Genomic DNA, 20,668 nt, shown 5'->3' with positions numbered 1-20,668 from the left:
CAGTCGTTCGGCACTCTTCTCGCCATAGTCCGCGCCGGTCTTGGCGCCAACCTCGAGCTCCATTAGTCGCTCGGCGGCAAAGCCAATCATCTCACGCAGTAAATCTGCATCGCCGCTCTGTTCGACAAGCGCGCGAAGGTCCATCATAGGTTTGGTCATCGGGTGTCATCCTTGGATCAGATTGAGTCTAGCAACCCGACCTTACTAAGAAACCCGATGGCCACCTGAGCTACACCACCCCGTGGGACACGATCGAAGATTGTGCCGCTAGGGCGCGTCGATCAGCGGTGCGGGCCTTTCGGCGGCTCTTCGGAAAGAACGGCTCGAGCCGCTCCATTCGCGCGGCGCAACACCAGTAAGGCATGTTTCATCGTTCAGGTCTTGTTGCCGCGCCCGCTTGTCGCCTCCCCCGAAGAGAAAGACATTCTGGCCGCTGCTGCCTCAGGCACTGCGGTGCGCCGTTGGCGGGGCGCCCGAAGGCGGTCTGCCACCGATCTTCAGGCTTGTGCACGAGGTCGTCACCTGTGCGTCGTCGTAGCGGCACGCATTTGAAGCGGAGTCATGCTTTTCATGTGAATAAAACCGTGGCAGAGGGGGACATGACCGTTCGTATGCCGACATTCGCCGCGCTGATCCTTGGCCTGTGCCTTGCATGGGCGAGCGTTCTTTCGGCGGCAATGATGGCGCCCACGCAAGACAGTCTCGCGCGGGAGGCCCATGCGCTTCTCCACGATCCGCTCGCGGGCGGCATCTGCGGCGAGACCCCGCATGGGGCGGGATATCACTGCCCGTTCTGCCACAGTTTGCCCGATGTCCCGCGCCCCGAATTCGTAACGGTCGAAGGCCGGTTCGTGGCGCAGGACAGGTGGCGGGCGGGTGAGGGACTGCGCGGGACCGGTTCGGCACAGAGGTCCGCCCATGGCATCAGGGCACCCCCCGGGAGCGTCTGACTGATCAGATGTCTCTCCCCCGCGCGGCCCGTGCGGGGTGCCCTTTTGCATGTCCGCAGAACAGGACTGCCCGGTCGTGGCGTCCGGCGGACCCTATGGATATTCCAGATGACCGAACTCTCTTCGCGTGCGGGTAGCTCCGCACTCTATCGCGCCGTGTGGCGCTGGCATTTCGTCGCGGGGCTCGTCGTCCTGCCCTTCGTGCTGATCCTCGCGGTGACGGGCGGGATCTATCTCTTCAAGGACGAGATCAACAACGCGGCCTATCACAAGCTGCGCTTTGTGGCACCGGCCGAAGATGCACTGTCGCCCTCGCGGATCGTGGCGGCGGCGCTCGATGCCCATCCGGGCACGCTCAAGGCCTATGCGCCTGCCCCTGCCGCCGACCGTAGCGCCGAGGTGGATATAATGGGCGCGGACGGGCTGCGCGACACGGTCTATGTCAACCCCCATGACGGGGCCGTGCTGGGCACGCTCTGGGATGGGGGGGCTTCGGGCAGCCCCGCGATGTCGCTCGTGCGCAGGCTGCATTCGCTCGACTATGTCGGCTGGTTCGGGAACCGGCTGATCGAGGCGGCGGCAGGCTGGATGATCCTTCTCGTGGGCTCGGGCATCTATCTCTGGCTGCCGCGCGGACGGCAGCATCTGGGGACCGTGCGGATCAAGGCCCGCCGTGGTCGTCCGTGGTGGCGGGATCTGCACGCGGTGACGGGGATCTATACCGGTATCTTCATTGTGTTTCTGGCACTGACCGGCCTGCCCTGGTCGGGCGTCTGGGGCGGCAAGTTCTACACGTTCGCCTATGCCCTCGGGCTGGGCATGCCTGATGGCTATTGGTCCGATCTGCCCCGCTCGAGCGTCCCTACCGGAGAGGCTGTCGAGCGCGCGCCCTGGATCATGGAGCACCAGCCGATCCCGCAATCATCGCTGCCCGAGGCAACGGGCGCCCATGCGGGCCACCATGCCGGAGTGGCGGCGCAGGGCCCCGTTGGCGTGCCGATGCGCCTTGATCAGGTGGTGGCCGAGGTCGAGGCGCTCGGGCTCGTGCCGGGCTATTCGCTCTCGATGCCGGAGGGGCCGACAGGCGTCTTCTCGGCCTCGGTCTATCCCGATACCATCCAGGACGAGCGGGTGATCCATCTCGACCAGTATTCGGGCGCGGTGCTCTATGATGCCGGTTTCGCGGATCTCGGGGGGCTGGGGCGTTGGGCCGAATGGGGGATCAGCGTGCATATGGGGCAGGAATGGGGGCTGGCCAACCAGATCGTGCTGGCGCTCGCCTGTCTTGCGATGATCGGGCTGTGTCTTTCGGGCGCAGTCATGTGGTGGAAGCGCCGTCCGGTCGGTGGGCTCGGTGTGCCCGCTTTGCCGGATGACGGGTGCATCCCGCGCGTGCTGCTGGTGATGGCGCTTGCTGCTGGGATCTTCTTTCCGCTGGTGGGGCTGTCGATGCTGGTGCTCGTGGCGGTCGAACTCGTGGCCTATGTCGCGCGCAGACGGATCGTGCCGAGCTGACGTGAAAACCCGCGATGCGACCGATGGAGGGCTGGCCCTTCATCGGGCTCCCGGTGGTGCCTCTTCCGGCAGCGCGTCCGGGTTGGCCGGATGACGGCTCGGGCGGTCATGACAGGCCGCAACGCTTGATTTGCCTCAAGTCAGCTTATCGATAGCGCGCCTCACATCGTTCGTGAGAGCGGTGTGCGTCTTTCGGTATAAGCCGAAAGCCCGAGTGATAAGCGGAGAGGCAGCAGCGGCCTTTTGGAGGGAGCGGACCGGTTGGCGCTGCCGGTCGGCGAGATATGGGCAGAGCAGCAAACCGCCTGCGGGGGGCAAGCCTTCCGGCACTGCCGGACGGATCAGAGCGCCAGAGGCTCGGTTGGGCCGCTCTCCTCGAATTCCCACGAGGCAGACCACGTCTTCTCCCGTCCCTCCAGCCGGAGATAGTTCCGCTGCGCGACATAGCGGCGCGCCTGTCCGGGCGGTGGCGCTATGCGGATCGGGTGGCCCTCCAGCGGGGCCTCGCCCAGCCATGCGAGCGCACCCAGCAGGTTGGCCCAGGCGCGGGGCGGGGCACGATGGGCGATCCCCGAGGCTACCAGCTGTTGCAGTGATCTCCCCGCCGCGAAATCGATGCGGCCTCTCGTGGCCAGATGGATCTCGCCTGAAAGCACCGTCAGGCGATGCCCGTCCTCGAGCACCATCGACCGCGCGAGCCGGAGCATCCGCTGCCACTCGGCGCGATGGGCGCGGCTCTGCCACTGGTCGCGCAGATCATCCTCGTATTTCTGCATGCTGGGCGTCAGAACCATCAGCGCCTCGAGGACCGAAAGCCTTGGCCCCAGAAGCGGGACGCTCGACATCAGGAACGTGTGCCCGCGCATCTTGCGGGCGGCTTCCTCCTCCATCATGGCCCAGCCGCCTTGCCCCATGATCGCGCGGCGGCTGCGCTCGGAGCGCAAATCCGGTGCGATGATGCGTAGTCCTCCGGTCTCGACGCGCCAGCCGAGATGCTGCCCGAGGGGGTCGCTAAAGCGGCGCGGCAGATCGCCGTCCGCGGCAGCCTGCTGGAAGATCAGGAAGCTCTCGCGGGCGGCCGAGAACAGTGTCTGGCCAATTGCCGAATGTGTTTTGGTCGCAGGAAGCGAGCCCCAGCCATCGCAGATATCGTGGTCATCCCATTGCATGAGAGAGGGCACGCGGGCCGCGATCCAGGCGAATTCCGGCGCGGCATAGAGCGTGGAATAGCGTTCGAAGAACGCCTCTTTAAGATGGTCCCGCAGGCCCGCCAGCTCGGGCTCTGACGGATCTTCGGGCACCTCCTCCGGCCAGCGCTCGGTCAGGGCATGGCCATCGGTAACCTCGTCCGCGTAGACCTGATCGCCGCCATGCAGCAAAAGCACGAAGGGGCGTGCACGATGATCCTCCCGCAGACGGGCCCACATGGCATTGCGTTCGGAGCCCTCCCGCAGCAGATCGCCGATCTCTTCGCCATTGCAGGACACATAACCGATGCGGGGCGCATCCGAATACTCGCATGAGACGGGATATCGGGTGCCGTTCCAGTCATAGCCGGAGCGGCTTCCCAAAGGCAGGCCGAACCGCGCCCGCCAGACCACCGCCTTGGCGAAATGCGCCAAGGGCGCCGCCTTTATGGCGGTGTCTCCGCCATAGATATCGGGGACGGTAACGCCCTCGGGCGCGATGAAGAGGGCCGCGATCTCGCACGAGGTCTCGGTGATCTCGTCCAGAAAGAGAATGGGGCCAGTGATCGGAGTTATGCTCATTGTGGTTATATAAGCACTGATGCGCGCCACTCCAGAGAGGGCCCCGCGAAATCCACCGGCCCAACCGGATGCGCGGCGGAGGCGGGCCGGCGCTAGCCGCCGTGTGGCTGCGGGCTTAGCGCTTCTTGCGGCGCTGCACATTGCCGCCGCGCTGGCCGGGGCGACCGGCGGTCGAACGGCCACGGGCATTGGTGGCGGCATCGGAGGCTTCCTCCACCGCCGATTGCCGTGCCATCGGATCATCCGAGACGGCAAGCTCCACAGCCTCCAGCCGCTTGACCTCGTCGCGCAGGCGGGCAGCTTCCTCGAATTCGAGGTTCTCGGCGGCCTTGCGCATCTCGATGCGCAGACTGTCGAGATGCGCCTGCAGGTTGGCACCCGGCTTGACCTTGTCGACCTTGGCGGTAACGCGCGACATGTCGGTATCGCCCTGATAGAGCCCCGCCAGCACATCCTCGACATTCTTGCGCACGGTCTGCGGCGTGATGCCATGCGCCTCGTTATAGGCGATCTGTTTGGCACGGCGGCGCTCGGTCTCGTCCATCGCGGCCTGCATGGAGCCGGTGATCTTGTCGGCATACATGATAACGCGGCCATCGGAGTTCCGCGCGGCGCGCCCGATGGTCTGGATCAGCGAGGTGGTCGAACGCAGGAAGCCTTCCTTGTCGGCATCGAGGATCGCGACCAACCCGCATTCGGGGATATCGAGCCCCTCGCGCAGGAGGTTGATGCCGATCAGCACGTCGAACGCCCCGAGCCGCAGATCGCGCAGGATCTCGATCCGCTCGATCGTGTCGATATCGCTATGCATATAGCGCACCCGCACGCCCTGTTCATGAAGATATTCGGTCAGATCCTCGGCCATACGTTTGGTCAGCGTGGTGACCAGCGTGCGCAACCCCTTGGCCGAAACCTTGCGGATCTCGTCAAGCACATCATCGACCTGGGTGTCGACGGGCCGGATCTCGATCACCGGATCCAGAAGGCCGGTGGGGCGGATCACCTGTTCGGCAAAGATCCCGCCGGTCTGCTCCATCTCCCATTTCGAGGGCGTGGCCGAGACGAAGATCGACTGCGGACGCATCGCGTCCCATTCCTCGAATTTGAGGGGGCGGTTATCCATGCAGGATGGCAGGCGGAACCCGTGTTCGGCCAGTGTAAACTTGCGCCGGTAGTCGCCGCGATACATGCCGCCGATCTGCGGCACGGTGACGTGGGATTCATCGGCAAACACGATGGCATTATCGGGGATGAACTCGAACAGCGTGGGCGGCGGCTCGCCCGGTGCACGGCCCGTGAGATAGCGCGAATAGTTCTCGATCCCGTTGCACACGCCTGTGGCCTCGAGCATCTCGAGGTCGAAATTGGTGCGCTGCTCCAGCCGTTGGGCCTCGAGGAGCTTGCCCTCGTCATTGAGCTGCTTGAGCCGGAGCCCCAGCTCCTTGCGGATGCCTTTGGTGGCCTGATTGAGGGTGGGCCGGGGCGTCACATAGTGGCTGTTGGCATAGATCCTGATCTGCTCGAAACTGTCGGCTTTGGCACCGGTCAGCGGATCGAATTCGGTAATCGCTTCCAGCTCCTCGCCAAAGAAGGAGAACCGCCATGCACGGTCTTCCAAGTGGGCCGGCCAGAGATCCACCGTATCCCCCTTCACGCGGAACGATCCGCGCACGAAGGCCGCGTCGAGACGCTTGTATTGCTGTGCTACCAGATCGGCCAGAAACTTGCGCTGCTCGTAAAGCTCGCCCACCTTCAGATCCTGGGTCATGGCCGAATAGGTCTCGACCGAACCGATACCGTAGATGCACGAGACCGAGGCCACGATGATCACATCGTCCCGCTCCAGAAGGGCGCGGGTGGCCGAGTGGCGCATCCGGTCGATCTGTTCGTTGATCTGGGATTCCTTCTCGATATAGGTGTCCGAGCGGGCGACATAGGCCTCGGGCTGGTAGTAATCGTAATAGGATACGAAATACTCGACGGCATTCTCTGGGAAGAAGCCCTTGAACTCGCCGTAAAGCTGGGCGGCCAGCGTCTTGTTGGGCGCAAGGATGATCGCGGGGCGCTGCGTCTCCTCGATGATCTTGGCCATGGTGAAGGTCTTGCCGGTCCCCGTTGCCCCCAGAAGCACCTGATCGCGCTCGTCGTCGCGCACGCCCTGGCTCAGCTCGGCAATTGCCGTTGGCTGGTCGCCTGCGGGCGAGAATTCCGAATGCATCACGAAACGCCGCCCGCCTTCCAGCTTGGGCTTGGTCAGCACATCGGGGCGTTCGGTGGGGAGATTGGTGTTGTTATGGGGCATGAACCTCTACCTATCGGGGCTGCGCCTTAGATGTGGCCCGAGGGGGGCGGCTTTCAAGAGGTGCTGCTTGCCGTCTGGGCGGATGTTCACGATATTTTCTCGCGCGGGTCAATGCCAAAAGGTCCGGATCGCGCGAACCGGACCTTTCTTGCGCATAGGAGCAGCCGTTATAGGGCCAGAACCTCTTCCAGCGTGTCCAGAAGCCAGTCGGCATCGGCTTGCGAGAAGACCAGTGGCGGGCGGATCTTGAGCACATTGGCCGAGGGGCCGGTGGCCGAGATCAGCACGCGGCGTTTGCGCATCTCGTTGACGATGGTCGCAGCTTTCGTCGCATCGGGGGTCTTTGCCGCGCGGTCGCTGACCATCTCCACCCCGATATAGAGGCCTGCGCCGCGCACATCCCCGATGCTATCATGGGTCTTGGCCATAGCCGCGATCCCCTCGCGCAGCACCGCGCCAATGTGGCACGCGTTCTCCTGCAGCCCCTCGCCAATCAGCACCTCGCGGGTGGCATTGGCCGCAGCCATGGCCACGCCATTGCCGCCGAAGGTGTTGAAATAGCGCATATCGCGGCCGAATGAGGCCACCACCTCGGGGGCGACCGCGATGGCCGCCACGGGGAAGCCATTGCCCATCGGTTTGCCCATCGAGATGATATCGGGGTCGATCCCGTGGCGCTGGAAGCCCCAGAACGCCTCGCCCGAGCGGCCAAAGCCCGATTGCACCTCATCCGCAATGAACAGCCCGCCCGCGGCATGGACCGCCTCGATCACCGGCTTGAGCACCTCGGGGGTGGCATAGACGCCGTCGGAGGAAAACAGGCTATCGGCGACAAAGGCCGCCAGCCCGTCGCCATGGCGTTTGAGAAGATGCGCCTCGCGGGTGATCGCCTCGGCCATCATCCGTCCCAGTGTGGCGGGGTCGTGGCGGTAGCTGTCGGGGGCGGGGATGCGGCGCACCCATGTGCCCAAGGGTGCATTCTCGCCCAGCGAGGGCGAGAAGCCCGCCGTCAGTTCCGAATTGCCGTGATAGGCCTCTTCGGTAACGATGATCCCCCGCCGCCTCGTATGGTGTTTGGCGATGCGCAGCGCCAGATCATTGGCCTCTGATCCCGTGCAGGTGAACATCATATGCCCTTCCGCCCCGATCCGCCCGCCAAAGCTCGGCAGCATCGCCTCGGCATAGCTCAGGATACCCTCCTGTATATAGCGGGTATGGGTGCAAAGCGTGGACATCTGGCGATGCACCGCCTCCACCACATGCGGATGGCAATGGCCGACCGAGACCACGTTGTTATAGGCGTCGAGATATTCGCGCCCCTGACTGTCCCAGAGCCGCGTGCCCTGACCACGGCAGACCTCGACCGGCTCCTGATAGAAGAGCCGGTAAGCGGGGCCGAGCAGCCGCGAGCGCCGCTCGATCGCGTGGCGGAGCGCGGGGTCGAGATGGTCGAGGCTGTTCGGGTCGAAGGCATTGACCATTTTGCCGCCCGTCTGTGCGGGCGTCTGTGCGGGCAGGGGGGAGACGACATTCATGGGAAGGTCCTTGGAGTGGCTTTACAGAAGGCGCGTGGAGAGCTTGGCGGGGTCCTGACACAGATACCAGTCGAGCTGGGCCCAGCCCTGATTGGTATTGCGAAGGATATAGGTGCGGTTCTCGGGGAATTTCTTGGCCCGCCAGAGGGTCAGCAGCGCGCGGGTGACCACGCGGGCAAAGACCAGATGCGGCAGCAGCCGGCGCTCGGCGGGGTCGAGGGGCGCATGGGCGATATGGCCCTCGAAGAGCCGCGTGGCGCCGGTGAACATCTCCTCATGGCCCAGTTCTGTCTCGTCGCGCGGCAGCTGGTTGAGCATCGCGGTCGAGAGGTCGATGGCCACGGCTGTTTCCACCACATCGCCGAAATCGATGATGCCGGTCAGCGATTGCGCCCGCGTGCGGTCCACAAGGAGATTGGAGCGGCTGAAATCATTATGCAGGATCTGGCGGGGCAGGGCGTTGATCCGGTCTGCCATCGCGGTGATCTGGTCGAAGGCCATGGTGAGCGGTTTACGCTGGCGCGGGTCGTCCACATGGTCCAAGAGCCCCGCAAGTGCCGGCAGATGGCGCACATCCCATGCGATCTGGCGGGCGGCAAAGGGGTGGCGGAAATCGGCCATGGCCAACCGCAGCCGCGCGTTGATCTCGCCGATCCGGTATTGCTCTGCGGCCACGGGGGGGAGGGTATCGAGCACATCGCCCTCGAGATAGCTCATCATCCGTGCAAGCCGTGGCCCATCGGGGCCGGGCAGTGCCACCAAGGCACGGCCATCACGCGCGGGCAGCACCTGCGGCACCGGCAGATCGGGGGCACGGGCCTTCAGATGCAGTAGCGTTTTCACCTGAAGATCCAGCTCCTGCGCACTTTCCGCAGGATTGGCGATCTTGAAGATCAGCTTGGTGCCCGAGGAGATAAGCGCGAAAGTGTCATCCTTCTCGGTATCGAGCCGCGTCAGCTGGCCCTCGATCCCCCAGATCTCCTGCGCCAGTTTGGCGGCCTTCGAAGCTTCGATCCGCGTGCAGGCGGCGGAGAGCGCGCCGAGGTCGATCTGCGGTTGCTCGGTGATGCGGGTGTCGGTGGCGGGGGGCAAACGGGTCTCCGTTCTGGGTTAGGAATGGGAGGGGTGCAAAGCGAGTGCCTCGCGCGCGCTTCGGGTGGTGCGCGGGATTGCGCGGTTGAGATCCGCCAGATAAGGCCCCCGCGCATCGGGGCTTTGCGGGCGGTCGGCGTGGTCCTGCAGTGCCGCATCGACGATCTCGCGATAGGCGCGGGCGGTGCGCTGGGTGATGACGTTACGCGTGGCGCTATCGGCGTTCTGTGCCAGAGCCAGCTCGGCCCTCGCCTTGTGGATCATACCGTTGAACTGGGCGCGCAAGGCGCTGGCATGGGAGATGTAATCGGGCTCGATCAGACGTTGCAGACGCTCGATATCCCACCATTGATCGGGATCGGTGATCTCCTCGGGTTGGGTCCAGTCATGCGGCAGCTCGCAATCAAGCCAGAGCGGAATGAAGCCCGACAGGCAAGGCGAGGCGAGGCTTGCCCAGATCTCGCGCGGGGCATCAGGTTGCGCAGGCAGCGCCACGATCATCGAGGCGGCGGTTTCCGAGCCGAAATCGGGTTTTACCCCGTGCATGCAGACACAGGCCTGACCATCGGCACCCGGAGACCAGTCGGGGGCGCCGCCATGATCGCGCAGCACCTCGATCATCTCGCCCAGCCCGATTTTGCCTTGGGGCAGGCCCGCCACTTTCGCGCGTGACATGGCCAGCCGCGCGCGGCAGCTGGGCAGATTGGCGCGGGTGGTGTCGGTATAGGCGCGCGCCCAGTCAAAGGGCGTGCCAGCCTCGTGCCAGCCTTGCGCTGTGGCAAAGGCTTCGGCCCGATCCGAGATCAGATCATAATCGGACCCTATGGAATAGACATTGGAGATGGTGGCCCATCCCGTCACCCGCTTGGCAACCCAGTGGCGGCCTGCGCTTTCCACGACCCAGCCGGTGCGGCTATCGGCCAGAAGGAAGGCATTGTGATAGACCATCTCGCGGGTCAGCGCGGCAGCCCCGCCCTGACCATGCGCCTCGATCAGGCCGGTCAGCACCTCCAGCCCCTCATCGGCATCACAGGCGCGTTCGAGCGTCAGGCGTAACAGATCCATCCCCAGCAGGTTCGGGCCGGCACCGGCAGGCAGGCGCGACCAGACCGCCTCGTTGCCGATAGTCAGTCCGTGCTCGTTCACTCCATGCTCGAAGCCCCAGATCCACCACGGGCGCGAGCCGAGGCAGGCATGGGTGCGGCCCACCTGCGGCAGGTCGATATAGGTCGCGCGCACTCGGGCATCTGGTGCATGGGTCGCGGCCTCGACCCTCGTCAGATATTGCGCCTCGTTCGGCTCGCGGTCCGAGTTCTTGGCAAAATAGCTGCGCCCGTCTCGGGTCAGGGAGCCCAGCACCAGCATCGTATCACACATGGCAGGGCCTTATCCGAGCTTGGTCACATGGACCTTGGGCAGATGCCCTTGGTTCCATTTGCCGTCGATGGCGCGCTCGACCTGTGCCGCCAGTTGCAGCAGCAGCCCGTCATTGCCGATGGCGGCATGGATCTGCATCCCCAGTGGCAGGCCATTGGCATGGGCGGCCAGCGGCAGCGACATGCCCGGCGTGCCGCAAAGATTGTTGAGCGGCGTATAGGCGAAGAAGCCCCAGAGGTTCTGGAACCAGTCGAGCGCCGAGGGGGTCTCGGTGATCGTCAGATATTCGGTGGTGCCGATCGCGGGGGTCTCGCGTGCGGTGGTGGGCGTCAGCAGGATGTCCCAATCCTGATAGACCGCGCCAAAGGCACGGGCGGTGGTGTTGAAATCGAGCTGCATATCGGCGCGGGTGGTGTAGCTGATATCCTTGCCCTGTTCCCAGATGCGGATATTCATCGGCTCGAAGAGATCCTCGGGCGGCGTCTCCAAGCCCTTCATCCGCAACAGGTTATTCACCACTTGCGCGAAATTCGAGATATAGCAGGTGGTCTGCGCGGCATAAGCTTTCTCGAAATCGACCTCTGGCGTGACGAATTCCACATGATGGCCGAGGCTCTCGAAAAATTCCGCCACGCGGGTCAGCTCGGCGGCAATATGGGGCGTGGCCGCATAGGGACCCCATTCATGCGAGACGGCGATCTTCAGCGGTTTCGGGTCGGCCTTGATCTGCTCGAGGAAGGGCTTTTCGGGATGCCAGAAGGGCATGAATTCGCCCGGCGCACCGCCGCGGCAATTATCGACAAAGGCCGCCGTGTCGCGCACCGTGCGCGAGATACAGCCCTGGGTCGACACGACAGAGGTGAAATCGGAATTGACCGGCGCGATGGAGAAGGTCCCGCGCGAGGATTTTAGCCCGATCGCCCCGCAGCAGCCCGCAGGGATACGGATCGAGCCGCCGCCATCGGTGCCATGCGCAAGCGGCAGCACGCCCGCGCCCACCATCACCGACGAGCCCGCCGAGGAGCCGCAGCTGGTAAAGCCCGTATCCCACGGGTTGCGGGTGACATACATCGCGGGGTTCTCGGCCGAGCTGCAGCAGCCGAATTCGGGCGTTGTGGTGCGTCCGATGATGTTGAGACCGGCCTCCTTGATCCTTGTGGTCAGGAAGGCATCACTCTGCGGGCGGTTGCCTTGCAGATAGAACGAGCCCTGTTCTTGCAGGCGGCCCGCCACGGTGGGGCCAAGGTCTTTCATCAGGAAGGGCAGGCCCGCGAAGGCGCCCTGTGGATTGGCCCCGTTGACAGTGCTGTCGGCGACTGCATCCTCGAAGACCTCGATCACGCCCGAGATCTCGGAATTGACACCGTTGATGGCACGGGCGGCTTGCGATGCGACCTCCTCGGCGGTGATCTCGCCTGCCTTGATGCGCGCGGCAAGGCCCAGCCCGTCATGGGCGAACCATTCATCCCAGCTCATTACCTGCGGATTATCCAGAGTGTCGGTCATGCGGAGTCTCCTGTTCGGCGTGCCTGTCCCGCCTGTCCGGTCGGGAGAGGATGCGCCAGTGGCGTGGGATACAGGAGGATTCCGCCGGAACATCTGGGCGGGCTTTGATCACGCAGGCGGATGACGCCGTGAAAACTCCTGCTTTCGGGTCAACGCTACTGGATTGTCGACAATTATCAATGCTGAATTTTTTTGACGTTTACGAGAAGGAATACGTTCCGTCCTGCAGAATGGGCCAAGCGCCGGTGCTTGCGCCAAGCCACTGATTTTAGAGATCAATAGCTGCCCGTTATAGACGGAATTTTCTGCACGAATGACGAAATCCATATAAATTTCAGACGATTAAAAAATCATCATTAGGATAGTAAGCCTCTTATATCATTCCTGAATTTTTCCGTCAAAAGTCTGCAACCAGCGCGTGATCGGGGCAAATTACGGGCTTTGCGGAACACAAGCTTGCCTGCGCGGAAGATCTGCCCTTAGGCTGGATGAGTGATTGTCGACAATCACCAACAATCCAAAGCACGACGTCCAACAGGAGATCATCATGTTTCTTCCGAAGTCCTCTTCGGGGCTGCTCAAAGGTGCGCTGCTCTCAGCCCTTCTTGGCGCCAGCTCCCTGACCGCGGCCCATGCCGAAACCACGATTACCGCCGTCATGAACGCGCCGCTCAGGGCGCTCGATCCGGCGATCAGCACGGCCTATATCCTGCGCAATTACGGCTATATGATCTATGATACGCTGCTGGCGCGTGACGAGGCGGGCAAGGTCCAGCCGCAGATGGCCAGCTGGAAAGTCTCCGATGACGGGTTGACCTACACCTTCACGCTGCGCGACGGGTTGAAATGGCATGATGGCACGCCGGTGACGGCGGCGGATTGCGTGGCCTCGATTGCGCGTTGGGATCAGGTCGACAAGACCGGTCAGGTGATGGCCAAGCTGATGAAATCCATGGACGTTGTGGATGATAAATCCTTCACCCTGACCTTTGGCGAGCCGACCGGTATCGCGCTTCTGGCGCTGTCGAAACCGTCCGGCATCGCGCCCTTCATGATGCAGAAGGCCGTGGCCGAAACGCCGATTTCCACGCCGATCACCTCGACCATCGGCTCTGGCCCGTTCAAGTTCGACGCGGATGCCTATCAGCCGGGCGTGAAGGCCGTCTTCCTGAAAAACACCGATTACGTTCCGCGTGACGAGCCCTCCAGCGGCATGGCCGGTGGCAAGGTCGTTAATGTGGACAAGGTCGTCTGGACCACGATGCCCGACCCGATGACGGCCATGAGCGCGATGATGTCGGGCGAGGTCGATTTTATCGAGCAGGTGCAGCAGGATCTTCTGCCGCTGGTCGATGGCAATCCCGATTTCTACACGCAGGCCTTTGCCAAACAGGGCAGCCAGAACCTGGTGCGCCTCAACTGGACCCAGCCGCCCTTCGACAACCTGAAATACCGTCAGGCGGCGATGGAAGCCCTTGGTCAGAAGCCGATGCTGAACGCGCAGGTGGGTACGGGCGAGGACAGCTCGAGCACCTGTGCCGCCGTGTTCGGCTGCTCCGGCCCCTATGCCACCGATTACAAGGCCGATGAGGTCATCGACGCCCATCCCGAGAAGTCGAAGGAACTGCTGAAAGAGGCAGGCTATGACGGCTCGCCCATCATGCTGATGCAGGCCACCGATCTGGCTTCGCTTGCGCCGCAGGGTCCGGTGATTGCCCAGCAGCTGCGCGATGGCGGCTTCAAGGTTGATGTGGTCGCGATGGACTGGGCCAGCGTTGTGGCACGCCGCTCGTCCAAGGCACCGGTGGCCGAGGGCGGCTGGAACATCTTCTCCACCACCAATGTGCTGCCCGATGTGGGCGATCCGGTGGGCTTCATCGGCACGGCTGCAGGCGGCGATAGCGCCTGGTTCGGCTGGCCGGATGTGCCCGAGATCGAGAAGCTGCGCTCGGCCTTTGCCGAGGCGCCCGATACCGCCTCCCAGGTCAAGATCGCCAAGGAAATCGACCAGCTGGCCATCGATAATGTCGTGATGATCCCGATGGGGGAATTCGCCAATATCAACGTGGTCTCCTCCAAGCTGAAGGGCATGCCCGAGGCTGAAGCCCCCGTCTTCTGGAACGTGACCAAGTCGGAGTGATCCTGACATGCTGCTTTTCATCACCAAACGAATCCTGTCGGCCATCCCTGTGCTGTTTATGGTCGCGATCATCGTGTTTCTTGTTTTGCGCATGTCGCCGGGGGATCCGGCGGTGATGATTGCGGGGCCCAATGCGACCCCCGAGCAGCTTGAGCAACTACGCGAGAGCATGGGGCTGACAAAGCCCCTGCTCGAGCAACTCGTGATCTGGCTGGGCAATATGGCCCATGGCGATATGGGCACCTCGCTGATTTCCGGCCAGCCCGCGACCGCGCTCATCATGGACCGGTTCGGGCCCACGCTGGCGCTGAGCCTGTGCACCGTGGTGCTGGCGATTGCCGTCTCGATCCCGCTGGGCGTGATCGCGGCGTGGCAACAGGGCAAATGGCTTGACCGGCTTGTGATGGCGGGCTCGGTTCTGGGCTTCTCGGTGCCGGTCTTCATCATCGGCTATGTGCTGATCCTTGTCTTCGCCCGCATCCTCCACTGGTTTCCGGTGCAGGGCTACCAACCGCTGGCCAATGGCTTCGGCGGGTTTATCGAGCGGCTCGTGCTGCCCTCCGTCGCGCTCAGTTTCCCTTATATCGCGCTCATTGCCCGCATCGTGCGCACCAATGTCATCGAGGTGATGAACGAGGATTACATCCGCACCGCCCGCGCCAAGGGCCTGCGCGAAAGGTCGGTCCTGATGGGCCATGCGCTTGGCAATGCGGCCGTGCCGATCATCACCATCATCGGTGTCTCGATCGCCATGCTGATCGGCGGTGTGGTGGTGACGGAATCGGTCTTCAACATCCCCGGTCTCGGGCGGCTCGTCCTCGATTCCGTTCTGGCGCGGGATTACACCGTCATCCAAGCCGTGATCCTCCTGTTTTCGGCCATTTATGTGGTGATCAATCTCTGCGTCGACCTGCTCTATGGCGTGTTCGATCCGCGCATCCGTCACTGACCCAAGCTTAGGAGATCTTTCATGAAATCCGATACGTCCGCCCTTGATGATGCGTCTGTCACCCTGCCGGAGATGGAGGGAAACCGCTCGAAATCCGGTCTTTTCGCGCTGATCGGCGGCATCTTCTCCAGCTGGCCTGCGCGGATCTCCGGCGCGGTGCTGCTGATCATCGTATTGATGTCGGTCTTTGCGCCTCTGATCACCGCGCATGACCCGATCCAGCTAGACCCCTCGGTGCGGCTCCAGCCGCCCTCGGGTGATCATATCCTCGGCACCGACAGTTATGGCCGCGATATGTTCTCGCGCATCGTCTACGGCTCGCGGATCTCGCTTCTGGTGGGAGCGGGCACGGTGGTGATCTCGATCCTCTTCGGGATGCTCATCGGGGTGCTGACCGGCTATTTCAAATGGGTCGATGCGATCCTTAGCCGCGTGATGGACGGGCTGATGGCCATTCCGGGTGTGCTTCTGGCGGTGGCGCTGGTCGCCATTTCGGGCGGCACATTGACCACGGTGCTGATCGCGATTTCCATCCCCGAGATCCCGCGCGTGGCGCGGATGGTGCGGGGCGTCATCATGGGCGTGCGTAACGAGCCTTATGTCGAAGCGGCCTCTGTTCTGGGCACCTCCATGGGCAAGATGGTCTGGCGGCATATGCTGCCCAATACGGTCGCGCCATTACTGGTGCAGGGCACCTATATCTTCGCCGCCGCCATCATGACAGAGTCGATCCTGTCCTTTCTCGGCGCGGGTGTGCCGCCCGAAATTCCCTCATGGGGTAATATGATGGCCGATGGGCGCAAGTTCTTCCTGCTCAAGCCCGAACTGATCTTCTTCCCCGGTGTCATGGTGTCGCTGACGGTGCTGAGCGTGAACATGCTGGGTGATGTGCTGCGCGACCAGCTGGACCCGCGCATGGCGAAACGCCTCTAAAAGGAACATGCTATGAAAGATGATGCAGAGGTCGTGCTCTCGGTCGAGGATGTCAGCATCGACACCCGTCCCAAGGGCGCCCGCCCCATCACCCGTAATATCAGCTTTACCGTGAAGGCCGGAGAGACGGTCTGTGTGGTGGGCGAGAGCGGCTCGGGCAAGTCGATCACCTCGATGGCGGTGATGGGTCTGTTGCCGAAAGACGCGCTGCAGGTCACCACGGGGCGTATCCTTCTGGATGGCGAGGATGTGCTGCAAGCTTCGCCCGCACGGATGCGCGCTCTCAGGGCTTCCAAGGTGTCGATGGTGTTCCAAGAGCCGATGACCGCACTCAATCCGGTGAAGACGGTGGGGGAGCAGATCGACGAGGTTCTGCGCATCCATACGAAGCTCTCCAAGCCTGCGCGCCGCAAATCGGTCTTGCAGATGATGGAGCGGGTGCATCTGCCCGATGTGGAACGCATCTATGCCAGCTATCCGCACCAGCTGTCGGGAGGGCAGCGCCAGCGGATCGTGATCGCCATGGCGCTGATCTTGCGTCCGCGTCTCCTGCTGGCCGACGAACCCACCACCGCGCTCGATGTGACCACGCAGAAGCAGATCCTCAATCTGATCAAGGAGTTGCAGGAAGAGGAAGGCACAGCGGTGGTGTTCGTCACCCATGATTTCGGGGTGGTCTCGGATATTGCCGACCGGATCGTGGTGATGAACCGCGGCGATCTGGTGGAAACCGGCACACGCGATGAAATCCTCGCCCGCCCGAGACAGGACTATACGCGGATGCTGATTTCCTCGGTGCCCTCGATGCTGCCGCGTTTTGCGCCGCTGCCTGCCGAGCCCAAGGTGCTCGATGTGATCGGCCTCGCCAAGACCTATGGCAAAGGCAGGAACGAGGTCAAAGCCGCGCGAGACATCAATTTCACCGTCCGCAAGGGCGAGATCACGGGGATCATCGGTGAAAGCGGCTCGGGTAAATCCACCGTGGCGCGCTGTGTGATGCGGCTGACCGACCCGAGTGACGGTGCGGTGCGTCTGCAGGGCAAAGATATCGTGCCGATGCGCGACCTGCGCGAGATGCGCAAACAGGTGCAATATATCTTCCAGGACCCCTACCGCTCGCTCAATCCGCGCCGGACCATCGCGCAATCGCTGATGGAGGGGCTTTTGAATTATGGCATGCCGGAGGCGCAGGCCCGCCGGAAAGCTGCCGAGACGCTGGAGCTGGTGAACCTTCCGGCCTCGGTGATGGACCGCTATCCGCACCAGTTTTCCGGCGGGCAGCGCCAGCGGATCGCCATCGCGCGGGCGATCGTGATGGAGCCGGATCTGCTGATCGCGGATGAGGCCGTCTCGGCGCTCGATGTGTCGGTGCAGGCGCAGGTGCTCGATCTCTTGGAGGATATCCGCGACCGCACCGGTGTGTCGGTGCTGTTCATTACCCATGACCTGCGGGTGGCCGCGCAGATCTGCAACGCGCTCGTTGTGATGCAGAAGGGGCAGATCGTCGAACAGGGTGCCACGCGTGATGTGCTGATGAACCCCTCGCATCCCTATACCCGCGCGCTGATCGATGCCGCCCCCGCGCCCGAGTGGGATTTCCAAAACTTCCGCCCGCTCTTGCGGGCCGTGTGAGAGGAGAAGACATGCGTGTGCTGCTTGCCGGTTTCCAACATGAGACCAATACATTCGCCAAGGATCGCGCCGATATGGCGGCGTTCGAACATGGCGGCGGCTTCCCCGCGCTGTGTCGTGGGGCCGCGATTGCCGAGGTAATGACGCCCACGGTCAACCTCCCCGCAGCGGGCTTCCTGCGCGCGGCTAAAGCGGCGGGGGTAGAGGTGGACCCTCTCCTCTGGGCGATGGCAGTGCCCTCGGGGCCGGTGACGGAAGCTTGCTACGAGAGCATCGCGGGCGAGATCTGTGATCTCGTCAGGGCGGGGCTGCCGGCCGATGCGGTCTATCTGGACCTACATGGTGCGATGTGTGCCGAGCATCTCCCTGATGGCGAGGGCGAGCTGATCGAGCGGATCCGCCAGATCATCGGGCCGGATCTGCCGCTGGTGGTGAGCCTCGATCTGCATGCCAATGTGACCCGCCGGATGGTGGATCTGACCGATGCGCTGGTGGCCTACCGGACCTATCCGCATGTCGATAGCGCCGAGACGGGGGCGGCGGCCTTCGATCTCTTGCAAAAGCGGCTGGCCTTGGGGCGGCCTTTTGCACGGGCCATGGCGCGGGTCGATTACATGATCCCGATCTGCTGGCAATCCACGATGAACGCGCCCGCCGACGGGCTTTATGCCGCCTTGCCGCAGATTGAATCTGAGACCGGCGCGATCAGCCTCTCCTATGCGATGGGCTTTCCGGCTGCCGATTTCGACGAATGCGGCCAGCTCATCTGGGCCTATGGCGAGGCCGCACCCGAGGCCGAGGCTGCCGTGACAGCGCTCCTGTCGAAGGTCAATGACGCCGAGAGCGCCTTCCGGGGCAAGCTCTATACTCCCGATGAGGCCGTGGCCCATGCACTTGCGCGCAATGCGGAAGGCTGCGCGCCTGTCGTGATCGCCGATGCGCAGGACAATCCCGGTGCGGGCGGCAGTTCGGATACCACCGGCCTGATCAAGGCGCTGGTGGCCGCCAATGTTCCCAATGCCGCGGTCGGTGTCTTGTGGGATCCGCAGGCTGTGGCGCTGGCGCAGCGCGCGGGCGAGGGGGCGCAGCTCCCTCTTTCCCTTGGTGGCCATAGCGATGTGGAGGGCGATAGCCCCCTCGAGGCGGTCTTTACGGTCGAGCGGCTCTCGGACGGGCATCTGCGCACGCTTGGTCCCTATTATGGCACCCGCGATATGCATCTTGGCCCCGCCGCCTGCCTGCGTCTTGGCGGTGTGCGTATTGTCGTGGCCAGCCAGAAGGCGCAGATGGCCGATCGTGAGATGTTCCGCTTTGCCGGCGTCATCCCCGAGACGACCCCGATCCTCGTCGCTAAAAGCGCCATCCATTTCCGAGCCGATTTTGCCCCGATTGCGGGTGAGATCATCACCGCCACCGCTCCCGGAGCGATGATGATGCGCGCCACCGACTGGGTCTGGGCGCATCTGCGCGATGATCTGCGGCTGATGCCCGAAGGCCCGACGCAGGCCGAACACCATGCCGCCACCCATGAGGAAGCCTGATCCATGAAAGATAATACAAGCACCGCGCTGTGGCAGATGTCGGCGGCGCAGACCGCAAGCGCCATCCGGCTGGGGCGCGTTTCGGCGCGGGAGGTGGCGCAGGCGCATCTGGACCGGATCGGGGCGGTGAATCCCGCGCTCAATGCCGTAGTCGATCACCGGCCCGACGATGTGCTGGCCCAAGCGGACCGGATCGATCAGCTGCGCGGGCGTGGCGCAGATCTGCCGCCGCTGGCTGGTGTGCCGGTGACCATCAAGATCAATATCGACCAGAAGGGTTACGCTACCTCGAACGGCTTGCGCTCCAAGAAGGACCTGATTGCCACCGAGAATAACCCGGTAGTCGATGGGTTCCTCAAGGCCGGTGCGGTGCTGCTGGGGCGGACCAATACGCCTGCCTTCTCGGCGCGTTATTTCACCGATAACCAGCTGTTCGGCGCGACCCGCAACCCGCGCAACCCCGCGCTCACGCCGGGTGGGTCCTCGGGCGGGGCGGCCGCTGCGGTGACGGCGGGGATTGGTGCGATTGCGCATGGCAATGATATCGGCGGTTCGGTGCGCTATCCGGCCTATGCCTGCGGGGTCCACGGGCTGCGCCCCGGTCTGGGGCGGGTGGCGACCTATAATGCCAGCGGGCCCGACCGGAGCATCGGCTTCCAGCTGATGTCGGTGCAGGGGCCTCTGGCACGCACGGTCCATGATGTGCGTCTGGGCTTCGGGGCGATGGCGGGGCGGGATCTGCGCGATCCGTGGTGGTTCGGGGGCGAGGCCCCGCAGCCCAACCCCAAACGCGCGGCCTTCTGCGCCCATCCCGAGGGGATCGGGACCGACCCCGAGGTAGAAACCGCGCTGCGCGATGCCGCAGACCGTCTGCGCGATGCGGGCTGGGATGTGACCGAGCTGGACGCGATCCCGCCGCTCAAGGAGGCGAGCCGCATCATGCATATGCTCTGGGTGGCGGATGCGCCCGAGCGTATCCTGCAGGCGGCCATCGACGAGGGCGATCCGGGCGGGATCTTTGCCATGCAGGGTGCCATAGACTGGGTCGGTCCCGTCGGCCTGAGCGAGTTTGCCGATGCGCTGACCCGCCGTGCGGCGCTTGTGCGTGAGTGGCTGGCCTTTCTCGAGCAGTGGTCGGTGCTGTTGCTGCCGCCCTCGTCGCGGCTGCCTTTCCCCGTGGACGAAGACCTGAAAGGTGGCTTCAAGTCACTGACCGAGAACCAGTATTTCATGGCGGGCCTGCCCGCTATCGGGATGCCCGCGCTGATGGTCTCGACCGGTGTCGTGGGGGACAATATCCCCGTTGGCGTGCAGATCCTCTCGACCCGGGGGGGCGAGGAAACCTGCCTGCAGGCGGGCGAGGCGATCGAGGCGCGCGGGGTGCCCGCCGCGCCGATCACCCCTGATTTTATGTAACCTGTTTTCCG

Annotated in this window: 14 protein-coding genes and 1 pseudogene; 8 read left to right on the top strand and 7 right to left on the bottom strand. The window is 63.7% G+C overall.

From position 1 onward, the window contains the following. Positions 1–159 (bottom strand): annotated as a pseudogene (locus tag VSX56_RS15925) (IS256 family transposase); the annotation flags it as partial. A 440-nt stretch (positions 160–599) separates the two neighbouring features. Here VSX56_RS15925 and VSX56_RS15920 point away from each other — a divergent pair. Next, positions 600–950 (top strand): hypothetical protein, encoded by a 351-nt coding sequence (locus VSX56_RS15920; protein ID WP_350938565.1) that lies wholly within the window; start codon positions 600–602, stop codon positions 948–950. 108 nt (positions 951–1,058) lie between these two features. Continuing rightward, positions 1,059–2,465 carry a PepSY-associated TM helix domain-containing protein gene (locus VSX56_RS15915; protein WP_350938563.1) on the top strand — a complete coding sequence of 469 codons (1,407 nt, stop codon included), beginning with the start codon at positions 1,059–1,061 and terminating at the stop codon, positions 2,463–2,465. A 341-nt stretch (positions 2,466–2,806) separates the two neighbouring features. On the opposite strand, the gene VSX56_RS15910 is transcribed toward VSX56_RS15915, so the two are convergent. From VSX56_RS15910 to VSX56_RS15885, 6 genes are all read right to left on the bottom strand, one after another. Next, positions 2,807–4,234 carry an alkaline phosphatase D family protein gene (locus VSX56_RS15910; protein ID WP_350938561.1) on the bottom strand — a complete coding sequence of 476 codons (1,428 nt, stop codon included), beginning with the start codon at positions 4,232–4,234 and terminating at the stop codon, positions 2,807–2,809. Positions 4,235–4,349: 115 nt separating this feature from the next. Then, positions 4,350–6,536: an excinuclease ABC subunit UvrB gene (gene uvrB, locus VSX56_RS15905; protein ID WP_339114891.1), complete on the bottom strand. Its 2,187-nt coding sequence runs from the start codon at positions 6,534–6,536 to the stop codon at positions 4,350–4,352. A 167-nt stretch (positions 6,537–6,703) separates the two neighbouring features. Next, positions 6,704–8,071 (bottom strand): aspartate aminotransferase family protein, encoded by a 1,368-nt coding sequence (locus VSX56_RS15900; RefSeq protein WP_350938559.1) that lies wholly within the window; start codon positions 8,069–8,071, stop codon positions 6,704–6,706. Between the two features lie 21 nt (positions 8,072–8,092). After that, positions 8,093–9,163, bottom strand: coding sequence for a phosphotransferase (locus VSX56_RS15895; protein ID WP_350938557.1), 1,071 nt, complete (start codon positions 9,161–9,163; stop codon positions 8,093–8,095). A gap of 18 nt (positions 9,164–9,181) precedes the next feature. Beyond that, on the bottom strand, positions 9,182–10,540 hold the full coding sequence (locus VSX56_RS15890) for a peptidase C69 family protein (protein ID WP_349295596.1): 1,359 nt from the start codon (positions 10,538–10,540) through the stop codon (positions 9,182–9,184). A 9-nt stretch (positions 10,541–10,549) separates the two neighbouring features. Then, positions 10,550–12,046 carry an amidase gene (locus tag VSX56_RS15885; RefSeq protein WP_350938555.1) on the bottom strand — a complete coding sequence of 499 codons (1,497 nt, stop codon included), beginning with the start codon at positions 12,044–12,046 and terminating at the stop codon, positions 10,550–10,552. A 547-nt stretch (positions 12,047–12,593) separates the two neighbouring features. Here VSX56_RS15885 and VSX56_RS15880 point away from each other — a divergent pair. Genes VSX56_RS15880 through VSX56_RS15855 form a run of 6 tightly spaced genes read left to right on the top strand, consistent with a single transcriptional unit; the run spans position 12,594 to position 20,657 of the window. Further along, complete coding sequence (locus VSX56_RS15880) at positions 12,594–14,186, top strand: ABC transporter substrate-binding protein (protein WP_339114897.1); 1,593 nt, start codon at positions 12,594–12,596, stop codon at positions 14,184–14,186. Between the two features lie 7 nt (positions 14,187–14,193). After that, complete coding sequence (locus VSX56_RS15875; RefSeq protein WP_339114898.1) at positions 14,194–15,135, top strand: ABC transporter permease; 942 nt, start codon at positions 14,194–14,196, stop codon at positions 15,133–15,135. 21 nt (positions 15,136–15,156) lie between these two features. After that, entirely contained in the window at positions 15,157–16,068 is a 912-nt protein-coding gene (locus VSX56_RS15870) for an ABC transporter permease (RefSeq protein ID WP_349295600.1), read from the top strand. Positions 16,069–16,080: 12 nt separating this feature from the next. Next, entirely contained in the window at positions 16,081–17,700 is a 1,620-nt protein-coding gene (locus VSX56_RS15865; protein ID WP_350938552.1) for an ABC transporter ATP-binding protein, read from the top strand. 11 nt (positions 17,701–17,711) lie between these two features. After that, on the top strand, positions 17,712–19,241 hold the full coding sequence (locus VSX56_RS15860) for a M81 family metallopeptidase (protein ID WP_350938550.1): 1,530 nt from the start codon (positions 17,712–17,714) through the stop codon (positions 19,239–19,241). A 3-nt stretch (positions 19,242–19,244) separates the two neighbouring features. Next, complete coding sequence (locus tag VSX56_RS15855) at positions 19,245–20,657, top strand: amidase family protein (protein WP_350938548.1); 1,413 nt, start codon at positions 19,245–19,247, stop codon at positions 20,655–20,657. The last annotated feature ends 11 nt before the right edge of the window (positions 20,658–20,668 follow it).

Source organism: Thioclava kandeliae (genome assembly GCF_040297545.1).
In the GTDB taxonomy this organism is placed as follows: domain Bacteria; phylum Pseudomonadota; class Alphaproteobacteria; order Rhodobacterales; family Rhodobacteraceae; genus Thioclava; species Thioclava kandeliae.
This window is presented reverse-complemented; position numbering and strand designations above follow the sequence as displayed.